Raw genomic sequence first — 12921 nt, 5'->3', positions numbered from 1 at the left:
TTTAGTCTTTATAAATACCGAAGTGCGCACGGGCGTCAATCAGCTGCTGTTTGGTCAGCATAAAGACCCCGTCGCCGCCGTTATCAAACTCAAGCCAGGTAAACGGCACATCCGGATACTGCTCCATCAGATGTACCATGCTGTTACCGACTTCACAAATCAGAATCCCGTCGTCGCTGAGATAATCCGGCGCGTTGCCGAGGATACGGCGCGTTAGCTTCAGGCCGTCGCTTCCGGAGGCCAGCCCCAGCACCGGCTCATGCTCATACTCTTCCGGCAGATCGGCCATGTCCTCTTCATCGACATACGGCGGATTGGTGACGATCAGATCGTACTGCAGCTTCGGCAGATCGCGGAACAGATCGGAACGGATCGGCGTAACGTGATGGATCAGGCCGTGGGACTCAACGTTGTGCTCGGCGACGGCCAGCGCGTCCGGGGAGATATCTACCGCATCGACTTCCGCTTCCGGGAAGGCATAGGCGCAGGCGATGGCAATGCAGCCGCTACCGGTGCACATATCAAGGATGTGCTGCGGCTTATGGTTAATCAGTCCGGCAAACTGGTTATTGATCAGTTCGCCAATCGGGGAGCGCGGCACCAGCACCCGCTCATCAACGTAAAACTCATGCCCGCAGAACCATGCTTTGTTGGTCAGATAGGCGACGGGAATACGCTCGTTCACGCGGCGAATCACCCGCTCTACAATGCGGTGTTTCTCGCTGGAGGTCAGGCGCGCAGTGCGCATGTCTTCCGGGATATCCAGCGGCAGATACAGTGAAGGCAGCACCAGCTGTACCGCCTCGTCCCACGGGTTATCAGTCCCGTGACCGTACCAGATATTAGCAGCGCTGAAACGGCTTACCGCCCAGCGCAGCATGTCCTGAATGGTATGCAGCTCATTGACTGCCTCATCAACAAAAATTTTATCCACGACATCCTCCAGGGCACACTCTGCTATAAATTCGGCGGCTAGTGTGCCATGAAGACGGCGATAAATCAGCATTCTTGCGATAAGGGGCGGGGGAAAAAACAGGTTTTCCTTGCCCGAAGGGATATTGAGTCGGGTAAACTAGCGCAAAGTATGAATGAGAGCGGACAATGAAAAAGAAGACATCGCTTAGCGAGGAGGATCAGGCGCTGTTCCGTCAGCTGATGACCGGCACGCGGAAGATCAAACAGGACACTATTGTTCACCGCCCGCAGCGCAAGAAAATTACCGAGGTTGCTCCTAAGCGTTTGCTGCAGGAACAGGTCGATAACAGCCACTATTTTTCCGATGAGTTTCAACCGCTACTGAATACCGAAGGCTCGACGAAATATGTCCGCCCCGACGTCAGCCATTTCGAGCTGAAAAAGCTGCGCCGTGGAGATTATTCGCCGGAGCTGTTCCTCGATCTGCATGGGCTTACCCAGCAGCAGGCCAAACAGGAGCTGGGCGCGCTAATTGCCGCCTGCCGCCGCGAGCATGTGTTTTGCGCCTGCGTGATGCACGGGCACGGGAAACACATCCTCAAACAGCAAACCCCGCTGTGGCTGGCGCAACATCCGCATATTATGGCGTTTCACCAGGCACCAAAAGAGTACGGCGGTGACGCCGCACTGCTGATATTGATTGAGGTCGAGGAGTGGCAACCGCCGGAGCTGCCGTAACGGCGGGCTCCGGGGGGCCGTCAGATGGCGTTGGCCATCTTGAGGTTGCAGGGGCTTTTCTGCCAGAGGAACTCACCTTTGCCGTCGGCATCCAGCGTCACGCAGGCGATAGCCGAGGTGGTGAACATCGGGGGCGTTTCCCCCGGACACAGCTCTGAGACCAGATACCCCACCAGCGGCAGGTGGGAGACAACCAGCGCCGTCGCCACGCCTTCATTCGCCAGCGCCTGCAGATAGGCGCTCACCATTCCCACATCACCGCACGGCGTGAGCTCCGGCATCACGTCGACATGTTTCGGCAGGTTCATGCACTCCCCAACAATATCCAGCGTCTGTTCCGCACGCAGATAGGGACTGACAAGAACGCGCTCAATATCCACTTTTTGACCTTTCAGCCAGGTTGCCATCTGACGAGACTCATCACAACCGCATACGGTTAATGGACGAACCGAGTCACTGGCTGCATCGAGGGCAGCGTCGCCGTGACGCATAATAAAAACTTGCATATTGCACCGCTTTTGTTAACCAGAAGCACCGTAGTTTGGCCTGCGAAGACAATACGCAGGTGACCCGGTGGCCGGGCATTGTGCCTGATCCATTCCACGAATGAAACGCTGTTTTTTACCTCAATGGCGTAAGTATAGTCAATCATTGTTTACAAAACAGCCAATCAACAGCGTCGTCCGCAGCCGGATTTACCTTCTTTGACCACAACTTAGGTCAGCCGTTCATCCGCTGGCCAAAAGGTGGTCCCCTGTTCGGCCATGCGTAATAAAGTGTCACAGGGTGTAAAACGTGGGCCGAACTGGGCGGCCAGGCGCTGCAGGATCGCGGCAACTTCACCCGCGCCGATAGTATCCATATACCGGAACGGGCCGCCAAGAAATGGCGGAAACCCTATACCAAAGACGGCGCCGATATCGCCATCGCGCGCGCTCCGGATAATCTGCTCATCAAAGCAGCGCGCCGCTTCGTTAAGCATCATCATCACACAGCGCTCCGCCACCTGCTGCGCGGAGAGCCGCGACTGCGGGCGGCCGATGCCGAGCAGCGGATAGACTGCCGGGTCGGGCCGTTTTTTGCTTTTACGCCCTTTTGTCTCATAAAGATAGAAACCACGATTATTTTTTCTGCCTTTGCGATCGTCCTTCAAAATCGCGTCAATGATGTTTGCAGGCGGGCTAAAACGTTCTCCAAACGCGCTCTCCAGCACAGGGATAATTTTGGTGCCGGTATCGATACCCACCTCATCCAGCAGTTGAATCGGCCCCACCGGGAAACCGAATTTAACCAACGCGTTATCAATGACTTCAATCGGTTCGCCTTCCACCAGCAGGCGCATCGCTTCATTGATATACGGCGCGAGGATACGATTCACATAGAACCCCGCTTTATCTGCGACAACAATCGGCGTTTTCCCCTGCCGTTTAGCCAGCTGCACCACGGTGGCGATAGTCTGCGGGTCGGTTCCCTTGTGCGGGATCACCTCAACCAGCGGCATTTTTTCCACCGGACTGAAAAAATGCAGGCCGATTACCTGCCCCGGGCGGCTGGCGTGAGCGGCAATATCGCCGATTGGCAACGATGAGGTATTCGACGCAAAGATGGTCTGCGGCCCGCCGTATTGTTCCACTTCGCTGACCATCCGCTGTTTGAGAGCCAGGTCTTCAAATACCGCCTCGATCACCACATCGCGATGAGCAAAGCCCTGATAGTCGGTAGTGCCGGAGATCAGCGCCATCTGACGATCGCGCTCCACTGGGCGCAGTCGACGCTGACGAACCTGTTTATTCAGCAGATCCCAGCTGTACTTTAAGGCGTGGTTGATGCCACGCGGCTGGATATCTTTAATCCGCACCGGCAGCCCACCCTTACAGGCGGTCACATAGGCGATCCCCCCGCCCATCAAGCCACCGCCCAGTACTGCAACGCTTCTCAGCGAACCGGGGCCCGCCTCGGCGCCAGGGTCTTTTTTCAGATCGGTACTGGCAAAGAAGATCGATCGCAGCGCCTGCGACTGCGGGCTCATCGCCAGTTCGCCAAATGCGCGCGCCTCTTCAGCGTATCCGCTGCTGCAGCCATGGGCCAGACCATTCTCGACGACCTGCAAGATTCGCTTCACCGCCGGGTAATTTCCCTGCGTTTTGCGCTGCGTTTGTTTACCGACAAACTGGAATAACAGATGGCGCCCCAGGGGCCCTGCCAGTACGCGTTCACGAACAGGCACCTCCCGGCTGGTCGGTCGTCCCTTCAGCGCCAACTCCACCGCCGCCTGCAGTAAAATCGCCTGCGGCACCACCTCGTCCACCAGACCGGCCTTCAGCGCCTGCCGCGGCCGCAGCTGCTTGCCGGTGAGCATCATATCCAGCGCGGTGCTGACCCCGATCAGCCGCGGTAAACGCTGCGTCCCGCCGGACCCCGGCAGCAGGCCAAGCTGTACCTCCGGCAAGCCGAGTCGGGTTTTTTCGTCATCGCTACAGATACGGCCATGACAGGCCAGCGCCAGCTCCAGACCGCCGCCAAGGCAGGCGCCGTGGATAGCGGCAATCACCGGGATCGACAGGCCATGGATCTCAGCCATAATCTGCTGTCCCTGGCGCGCCAGCGCTTCCGCCTCCTGCGCGCTGCGGCAGCGGGCAATCATGTTGATATCAGCGCCGGCGATAAAGTTATCCGCTTTGGCGGAGATAAATACTACGCCGCGCACTGACTTATCGTCACGTAACTGGCGTATCAATCCCCGTACCTGACTGCCAAATTCGGCTTTCAGGGTATTCATTTTTTCACCCGGGGCATCAATGGTGATCACCGCGATTTTGTCCGCACGGACCTCAAGCTTAAAAGCGGAAACAGTATCCATTATTCAGCCTCCACGATCATCGCCGCACCCAGACCGCCTGCCGCGCAGGCCGTCACCAAACCAAATCCCCCGCCCCGTCGCCGCAGCTCATGCAGCGTCTGGGTGATCATCCGCGCGCCGGTGGCGGCGAAGGGGTGACCGTAGGCGATAGAGCCGCCGAGGACGTTAAACTTGCTTTCATCTACCTCACCGGTGGCCTGCGAGCGGCCCAGCACCTCGCGGGCAAAGCGGTCGCTTGCCAGACACTGGAGATTGGCCAGCGTCTGCGCGGCGAAAGCTTCGTGCATATCGATAAGCGTGAGATCCGCCAGCGTCAGGCCAGCGCGCTCCAGCGCCAGCGGCGTGGACCACGCGGGCCCCAGCAGCATATCCTGCCAGACGTCGATGGCGGTAAAGGCGTAGCTGCGCAGATAGCCCAGCGGCCTCAGCCCCAGCTCTTTAGCCCGCGACTCGGTCATCAGGATCACCGCTGCCGCGCCGTCCGTCAGCGGCGTACTGTTGGCAGCGGTGACGGTGCCATGTTTGCGGTCAAAGGCCGGGCGTAACTTCTGATAATCTGCGAGCGTTGAATTTTTACGAATATTGTTGTCCTGCTCGAGCGGTTCGCGGAAAGGGGGAGCATAGGCGGTCATCACCTCTGCGGACAGTTTACCCTCTTCCCAGGCTTTCGCTGCCAGCTGGTGCGAACGATGCGCCAGGGCATCCTGTTGCTCGCGGGAGATCCCCCAGCTTTTCGCCATCTGCTCGGCGGTATCGCCCATCCGCAATCCGGTTGAATATTCAGCCACCGCCGGGGGGACCGGCAGCAGGTCGCGTGGCCGCAGACGGGAAAACAGCTTCAGCTTTTGGCTCAGCGTGCGTGCCTTATTGGCATCCACTAGCGTGCGGGCCAGCGTTTTACTGACCCCAATGGGCAGGACAGAGGAGGAGTCGGCGCCGCCGGCAATACCGGCGCGGATGGTGCCGGCCATCAGGCTTTCAGCGACGTTCGCCACGGCCTGGAAACTGGTGGCGCAGGCGCGGCTGACGCTATAGGCGTCGGTATGTACGCTCATGCCGGTACCCAGCACAATTTCCCGGGCGATGTTCGGCGCTTCCGGCATCTGCACCACCTGGCCAAAGACCAGTTGCTCGATGACTTCGGCAGGAATGTCGCTGCGCGCCAGCATCTCGCCAACCACCATTTTTCCTAAATCAATGGCCGGAACGCCATGAAAAGCCGTAGCCTGACGAGAAAATGGCGTGCGTAGCCCCGTGACAATGGCAATGCGATCGCCCTGACGGGTGATAAGCGGTAATGCCTGACTCATAACACTCCCCTGTTAACCAAGACAACCAAGTGGTCTGACCTGATAACATTCTTAACTAATTTTTTACATTAAGCCAATCGGAGAAGCGCAAAATTGCGAGCCAAAACACAGTGAAAAGAAAAGGAAACGCCCCTAATCAGGGGCGTCGAGGGGGAAGGATTAACGTAAGCCCAGCTGGAAGATCAGGGATTCTGCTTCGCAGCTGAAAACAAAATCGATATCCAGCTGCACACCGCCGTCAACGTCAGTGAAGGTTGGGTTAATTTGGCACGGCTCAGATTCGACATTGCGGGCTTTTTCGCTTAACGCGGCGAGCGTTTGCTCGGCTTCAGCGCGGTTGGCGAATACGCGGCTGTAGGAGGCGGTGCAGTCGGTGTTGTCAACAATCGTGCCAACATCCATACAGCAGCAAACCGGGGTTTCATCAGCGCTACATTTACTCATCGTAGATTTCCTCTGGAGATGCACCTTCGGTGCCAGAAAAATGATGTGCCTATTTTACGCCCTGTCCCCGGTGAGCCTCCAGCCGAGAATCGCTCTGCCGGCGTTAAGTGACAGAAATCACACTTAAAAATGATCTAAAACAAAAATCCCCTTCTGTCCCCCTTGCTCTCTCCGAGATTTTTGCCAGCTGGATCGCGTTTCTGTTATCACAATTGAAAAACTTCATAAACATACTTGCAACAAATCATCTGGTCAGACCTATACTCAGCGCACTGGTCTGATTTCTTGGTTGTACCGCAGACCCTACACTCCCGCGCTTCTGTTACGGCATGTAACATAGTTTAAAAAAAAATAACTCAATGAGGTTATGGGCATGAGCCAGAAAACCCGCTTTACCCAATCTGCCCTTGCAGTGGCTGTCGCACTTGTTTCCACCCAGGCCTGGTCAGCAGGCTTCCAGCTCAACGAATTCTCTGCATCGGGGCTGGGTCGTGCCTATTCCGGTGAAGGGGCGATCGCTGACGATGCTGGTAATGCCAGTCGTAACCCGGCATTAATTATGATGTTTGACCGCCCGACCATGTCGGCGGGCGCCGTGTTTGTCGACCCGGGCGTTAATGTTTCGGGCACCTCTCCCACCGGCAAGAGCCTGAAAGCAGACAATATCGCCCCGACGGCGTGGGTGCCCAACTTCCACTTTGTCGCGCCGATTAACGACCAATTTGGTTGGGGGGCGTCTATCACCTCTAACTATGGTCTGGCAACAGAGTATAACGATGATTATGCGGCCGGCAGCATGGGCGGTAAAACCGACCTGACCACCGCGAACTTCAACCTGAGCGGCGCCTACCGCCTCGACAGCAACTGGAGCTTCGGCTTAGGCTTTGACGCGGTCTACGCCAAGGCGAAGATCGAGCGCTATGCAGGCGATCTGGGGCAGATTGTCGCAGGCTCTGGCGCGCTGCCGCCGGCGCTGGCGGGCCAGGTAGCGAAGATCCCGGCCGACACGCAGATCGCCCATCTTAATGGCAACGCGTGGGGCTTCGGCTGGAACGCCGGGATCCTCTATGAGCTGGATAAGAATAACCGCTACGGTTTAACCTACCGTTCTGAGGTCAAGATCGACTTCGACGGTAACTACCGCAGCAGCCTGCCGGCGGCCTATAACCAGATCCTCGGCAACTTCGGCCTGCCGGCGGGCACCAGCGGCCAGACGACAAATGGTTCGCTAACCCTTAACCTGCCGGAAATGTGGGAGCTGTCCGGCTATAACCGCGTGGCGCCGCAGTGGGCGGTCCACTATAGCCTGACCTACACCAGCTGGAGTCAGTTCCAGGAGCTGAAAGCCACCGGCAGCAACGGCCAGACGCTGTTCTATAAAGAGGAAGGCTTCAAGGACGCCTATCGTCTTGCGCTGGGGACCACCTATTATTATGACGATAACTGGACCTTCCGTACCGGTATCGCCTTCGATGACAGCCCGGTGCCGGCTAATAACCGCTCTATCTCTATTCCGGACCAGGATCGCCTGTGGCTGAGCGCGGGTACCACCTACGCGTTCAATAAAGATGCCTCGGTTGACGTCGGCGTTTCATACATGCACGGGCAGCATGTTGAAATTAAGGAAGGCCCGTATACCTTCCGTTCCGAAGGAACCGCCTGGCTGTACGGCGCTAACTTCAACTACCGCTTCTGATAAGCAGCGCGCCACAAAAAAGGGTGAACATTATGTTCACCCTTTTTTTATCATTCGCCGATCACTGTGAATCGATATCCTTCAGCTCATCCTGAATAGCCTGAGCATTCGGGTTGTCCGCCGGGGTCAGCTTACCGCCGTTGGCGATAAAGTCATGACGCTGGAAGTAGGCTTCACGCATCAGAATGTAAGGGTCGGAAGACTGGCGCAGCAGGCCGTCGGAATCCAGCAGCTGAGCACGTGTCTCAATCCCTTCCACCGCCCATTTACCGATCGACATCGGCCAGGTCAGCCAGGAGAGCACCGGATACAAGCCATCGGCCATATCGCCGCCTTCGTCGCGCAGGGTAAAGCTTCCATAGAACGGCAACTGAACATACGGGCCATAGCCAACGCCATAATGCCCAAGCGTACTGCCGAAACGATGTGGCTCAACCCGCTGTAGCTGCGGATTCGCCATCCCGGCCACATCGATAAGCCCACCCATACCGAGAATGGTGTTCAGGAAGAAGCGGGTAAAATGCACCATACCTTTATAGGGGTCGCCCTGCAGGAAGTAGTTCACCATCACGGCCGGCTCTTCCAGGTTACTGGTAAAATTGCTTAACCCGTTGCGCGCCGGCTGTGGGACGTAGTCGCGCCATGCCACCGCGACGGGGCGAAGCACGTAAGGATCAACCACGTTAAAGTTGAAGTTAAACATCGTGCGGTTAAACCCTTCTAACGGGTCTGAGCGCCCCTGCGGCCGATCGCCAGAGCTGGAACTGGCACATCCCACCAGCAATGTGGCGCCAAGCGCAAGCGCCGACAGGCGATAATTCATAGATGTCTCCCTGGTTTTTATGGCTATCGCGAGTTGCCATCCATGACGGAAAGACAACGCTTCCGCCCGTAAAGATGTGAGCGATTGTAACAGCACGTTGAACGATGTCTATATCACCCAAGTTGTTGATTTGATCTTAGCCTGGGAATAACGAAATCGCGGGGCTCCTATTCTACCGGAGCAACAAAAATCTGACGTTACCATTTTTGCGATTTCAGAGTATGCCCAGCCAGACGGCAGGGAAAGCCGCTACGCTATAACTATACAGATTGATAGCGAGGGCCACGAAATGGATGAACTAGACAATAACAAATTAAAGGCAGAGGATGACGAAAGAGAAGTGGAAAGTGAGGAAAATCAGCGTGGTGAAGAGATCGAAGTAAATGAAGATCGCCTTCCCTCGCGGGCGATGGCGATCCATGAACATATTCGCCAGGAAGGGGAAAAAGAGATGGAGCGCGATGCGCTGGCCCTGCTATGGTCAGCGATTGCGGCCGGCCTGTCGATGGGGGCCTCCCTGCTGGCGAAGGGAATTTTTCACGTCAAACTGGAGGGGATCCCGGGCGGTTTTTTGCTGGAAAACCTCGGCTACACCTTCGGCTTTATTATCGTAATTATGGCCCGCCAGCAGCTGTTCACTGAAAATACGGTCACCGCCGTTCTGCCGGTGATGCATAATCCCACCCTCGGTAACGTCGGTTTGCTGATGCGGCTATGGTCGGTGGTGCTGGCGGGCAATCTCATCGGTACCGCGGTGGCCGCATGGGCCTTCAATTATATGCCTATTTTTGATGAGCCAACCCGTCAGGCCTTTGTCAGCATCGCCGAAGACGTAATGAAAAACAGTCCGACAGAGATGTTCGCCAATGCGATTATTTCCGGCTGGCTGGTCGCCACCATGGTCTGGATGTTTCCTGTCGCCGGCGCCGCCAAAATCGTGGTGATTATTCTCATGACCTGGCTTATCGCCCTGGCGGATACCACCCATATAGTAGTGGGCTCGGTCGAGATCCTTTATCTGGTGTTTAATGGAAATCTGCCCTGGAGCGACTTTATCTGGCCGTTCGCCCTGCCGACCCTGGCGGGAAATATCTGTGGCGGGACCTTCATCTTCGCGCTGCTGAGCCATGCGCAGATCCGTAACGATATGAGCAGCAAGCGAAAAGCGGAAGCCCGCGCCCAGGCGGCGGAGAAAGGGAAAAAGGCCGACCGGACATAAAAAAAGCGCCCTGAGTGGCGAGGGTTTAAGCAGTCAGACGGTATGGCTCTTACTCAGGCGGGCAAAAAACGCTATACTCGTGCCGCCTTGTCCCCTTAGTTAAATGGATATAACGAGCCCCTCCTAAGGGCTAGTTGCAGGTTCGATTCCTGCAGGGGGCACTTGTTTCGAGTTCGCCGCAATCCGTCATAGTCCGCCGAATCCCGCCAGTATCAAGCCTCTCATAAAATCTCTGTTCGCGGTAGTTCGCCTCAGACCGTTGACAACCGCGCCTTTTGGCGGGTAAAAAACGAGTAAAACAACTTTACCCACCGGAATTTTACCCATGCTCACTGTTAAGCAGATAGAGGCCGCCAAGCCTAAAGACAAACCCTACCGAATGCTCGACAGCAATGGCCTGTACCTGTACGTTCCGGTGTCTGGCAAAAAGGTGTGGCAGTTGCGCTATAAGCTCGACGGCAAAGAGAAGGTGCTGACTGTGGGAAAATACCCTCTCATGTCATTGCAGGAAGCCAGGGATAAAGCGTGGACTGCAAGGAAGGATGTTTCTGTCGGGGTCGATCCGGTTAAGGCCAAAAAGTTGTCTGTGAAGGACAATTCATTTTCAGCTATTTATCATGAATGGTACGACCACAAGCGGCAGGTTTGGTCAGAAGGATATGCGGATGAACTTTCTCGCATGTTCCGTGACGATATTCTGCCAATGATCGGGTATCTGGAAATACAGGATATTGAGCCGATGCAGATACTGGAGGTGATCCGGAGGTTTGAAGAGCGCGGGGCAATGGAGAGGGCAAATAAAGCCAGAAGAAGATGTGGTGAGGTATTCAGGTATGCGATTGTTACAGGCAGGGCCAAATATAATCCGGCTCCTGACCTTGCTGATGCCATGAAGGGATACAGAAAGAAAAACTACCCTTTCCTTCCTGCCGATCAGATACCAGCATTCAATAATGCACTATCTGGCTTTTCCGGAAGTATTATTTCGAAAATTGCCACACAGATTTTGCAATATACTGCGCTGCGTACAAAAGAACTCCGTTCTATGCAATGGGAAAACGTCGACTTTGAAAACAGGATGATAACCATCGACGAAGAAGTAATGAAGGGGCGCCGTGTCCATGTGGTTCCGATGTCAGATCAGGTAATAAATCTCCTGAATACTCTCAAACCGATCACAAGCCCCGTTTCCTCTTTTGTGTTCGCCGGGCGGAATGATAAGAAAAAGCCCATCAGCGAGAATGCCGTATTATTAGTTATCAGGCAGATTGGCTATGAGGGGCTGGCGAGCGGGCACGGATTCCGCCATCAGTTCAGCACAATAATGAATGAGCATGGCTGGCCAGCGGACGCGATTGAAAAACAACTCGCGCACACCGCCAGCGGGTCAATCCGTGGAATTTACAACCATGCTCAGTATCTGGATAAACGCAGGGAGATGATGCAGTGGTGGGCTGATTACATCGATGGACGCGAAGGCGAGTAAGCCATTACGCGAACTCTTCCAGGGTCAGGTTCCATCTGCGCCATCTCCTGAGATGCCAAAATCTGCGAGCAGCTATCCAGAAATGAACACTGGCCGTTTACTCAATCCGCAATGTATCGCACCATAACTGCGGACATACTTGTTGTAGTTACGGTGCGCACCACTCTTTCATGTTTAAATCGCCAGGCTATCGCTTCGCACATCACAAATGATATGCGTCACGACGCCGGCGACAGTGACATCATCCAGAGCCTCGCCTTCAATCGCTTCGCCGTCTTCAGTAATCAGCGCCCTCCCTCTCAACGTGGCAAGCTCCGTCCCGCCGCCGTGCTGGATAAGAACCTGACTACCTTTATTGTGATTTTTAATTGATTATCCTATCAAAGTGAGTTTTTTAGTCTCACACCCTCCCCACATCAAGATAATGTATATTCAAATCAATTACACCCACGCATTTGCCATAGTCGCCCAGAAATACGTGCCATCGAACATGAACTCAATCGAGGTGGTTTTCCCGGCAGTGTTACCCGTATTGCTCCATGCTACCGGGAATTTGAATGCGCTGTCCCATGAAACATTTCTTCCACCAGTTGCATCCTGGGTTATCGAGAAAACGACTCTGTCACCAACCGCAAGGCCGGCGATAGAATTTGAATCTGCATAGAACGTGACGCTCTGTGTTAATGACGGGATTTTGAACGTTCTCCCGTATGACCAGATAGGCTTGTACCCAGTTGCTGTTGTGTCCTGTGGGCTTTGAACCTCTCTGTCCTCCCAGCACTTGACCCATTCCTTTCCGTTATAGCGCATTAATCCTGTACCGTACTGATAGTCGATGTTTACGTTATAAATCAGGTCCCCAACCCTGCCATTGAAGACGTTAACCACATCTCCTTTGAGTGCCGTATTATTCCCGTAAACCTTTGCCGCGGAACTGGATTTTGTCGCGACTGCAGATGCGTTCGTTACCACATTCCCGTTGATCGTTAATACCGCTGTAGAGGCATCGGCTAGAAGCGGTGGCGTGGTGCTGGCCACGTTTAGCTTGTTGGCCCCCATGAACACATCGACCTGCCCCAGTGCACGGATGGCACGAGTGATCTCGGTAAGCGAAAGCCCTTCTGCGTAGACCTCGGTGGGTTTTGTGATCTCTAAAACACCAGACTCATTGGTAGCCTGATGCAGAATGTTTTCGCCTTTTGTGACATCAAGAGAGCTGAGGAAAATCTTGTCAATATTGCCGGACTGAGCGATAAGCCGCCCGGTCGAGCCAGGGTTTGTTAATCTACCTGAAACATGAAGATTTCCAACCGCCCCGGCGTCCATCGTGCCGTTAGCATCAGAGAAGCCGGGAGAGGAGATGTAAGCCCCATACGCCGAGTCCGTGGGGCTAAGGTTCTCTAAACCTAAGGAAGGTGCGAACAAGTTCC

At 55.1% G+C, this 12921-nt stretch carries 11 protein-coding genes, 1 tRNA gene and 1 pseudogene; 5 read left to right on the top strand and 8 right to left on the bottom strand.

Translation table 11 applies throughout. The features are described from left to right. Position 1 precedes the first annotated feature (1 nt). Positions 2-934: a 50S ribosomal protein L3 N(5)-glutamine methyltransferase gene (gene prmB, locus KHQ23_RS22320; RefSeq protein WP_002913346.1), complete on the bottom strand. Its 933-nt coding sequence runs from the start codon at positions 932-934 to the stop codon at positions 2-4. Between the two features lie 167 nt (positions 935-1101). Between prmB and smrB the strand changes: the two genes are divergently transcribed. After that, the gene (gene smrB, locus KHQ23_RS22315; protein ID WP_002913348.1) at positions 1102-1653 is read left to right on the top strand and encodes an endonuclease SmrB; all 552 of its coding nucleotides are present in this window, start codon (positions 1102-1104) and stop codon (positions 1651-1653) included. A gap of 20 nt (positions 1654-1673) precedes the next feature. Here smrB and sixA read toward each other — a convergent pair whose 3' ends face one another. From sixA to KHQ23_RS22295, 4 genes are all read right to left on the bottom strand, one after another. Next, the gene (sixA, locus tag KHQ23_RS22310) at positions 1674-2159 is read right to left on the bottom strand and encodes a phosphohistidine phosphatase SixA (RefSeq protein WP_002913355.1); all 486 of its coding nucleotides are present in this window, start codon (positions 2157-2159) and stop codon (positions 1674-1676) included. 209 nt (positions 2160-2368) lie between these two features. Continuing rightward, positions 2369-4513, bottom strand: coding sequence for a fatty acid oxidation complex subunit alpha FadJ (gene fadJ / locus KHQ23_RS22305; RefSeq protein WP_023282886.1), 2145 nt, complete (start codon positions 4511-4513; stop codon positions 2369-2371). Beyond that, complete coding sequence (gene fadI, locus KHQ23_RS22300; protein WP_032421606.1) at positions 4513-5823, bottom strand: acetyl-CoA C-acyltransferase FadI; 1311 nt, start codon at positions 5821-5823, stop codon at positions 4513-4515. Before fadI ends, fadJ begins: the two co-directional genes overlap by 1 nt. A gap of 159 nt (positions 5824-5982) precedes the next feature. Continuing rightward, positions 5983-6267 (bottom strand): YfcZ/YiiS family protein, encoded by a 285-nt coding sequence (locus KHQ23_RS22295; RefSeq protein ID WP_002913359.1) that lies wholly within the window; start codon positions 6265-6267, stop codon positions 5983-5985. Between the two features lie 373 nt (positions 6268-6640). Between KHQ23_RS22295 and fadL the strand changes: the two genes are divergently transcribed. Continuing rightward, positions 6641-7963 carry a long-chain fatty acid transporter FadL gene (gene fadL / locus KHQ23_RS22290; RefSeq protein ID WP_002913360.1) on the top strand — a complete coding sequence of 441 codons (1323 nt, stop codon included), beginning with the start codon at positions 6641-6643 and terminating at the stop codon, positions 7961-7963. A 61-nt stretch (positions 7964-8024) separates the two neighbouring features. Here the strand turns inward: fadL and mlaA are convergent, their stop codons facing one another. Continuing rightward, complete coding sequence (mlaA, locus tag KHQ23_RS22285) at positions 8025-8786, bottom strand: phospholipid-binding lipoprotein MlaA (RefSeq protein WP_002913362.1); 762 nt, start codon at positions 8784-8786, stop codon at positions 8025-8027. Between the two features lie 289 nt (positions 8787-9075). On the opposite strand from mlaA, the gene KHQ23_RS22280 reads away from it, so the two are divergent. The 3 genes from KHQ23_RS22280 (at position 9076) to KHQ23_RS22270 (ending at position 11491) form a co-directional block, all read left to right on the top strand. Beyond that, positions 9076-10005 (top strand): formate/nitrite transporter family protein, encoded by a 930-nt coding sequence (locus KHQ23_RS22280; protein ID WP_004899603.1) that lies wholly within the window; start codon positions 9076-9078, stop codon positions 10003-10005. A gap of 89 nt (positions 10006-10094) precedes the next feature. After that, a tRNA-Arg gene (locus KHQ23_RS22275) sits at positions 10095-10166 on the top strand. Positions 10167-10330: 164 nt separating this feature from the next. Beyond that, positions 10331-11491: a tyrosine-type recombinase/integrase gene (locus KHQ23_RS22270; RefSeq protein WP_047693700.1), complete on the top strand. Its 1161-nt coding sequence runs from the start codon at positions 10331-10333 to the stop codon at positions 11489-11491. Between the two features lie 174 nt (positions 11492-11665). Here KHQ23_RS22270 and KHQ23_RS26420 read toward each other — a convergent pair. Continuing rightward, positions 11666-11845 (bottom strand): annotated as a pseudogene (locus KHQ23_RS26420) (hypothetical protein); the annotation flags it as partial. Positions 11846-11932: 87 nt separating this feature from the next. Continuing rightward, positions 11933-12921: hypothetical protein (locus KHQ23_RS22265; RefSeq protein ID WP_211776930.1), on the bottom strand; the 989-nt coding region annotated here is incomplete at its 5' end.

Origin of the sequence: Klebsiella sp. 64 (genome assembly GCF_018223915.1) — a bacterium.
Classification (GTDB): domain Bacteria; phylum Pseudomonadota; class Gammaproteobacteria; order Enterobacterales; family Enterobacteriaceae; genus Klebsiella; species Klebsiella pneumoniae.
This window is presented reverse-complemented; position numbering and strand designations above follow the sequence as displayed.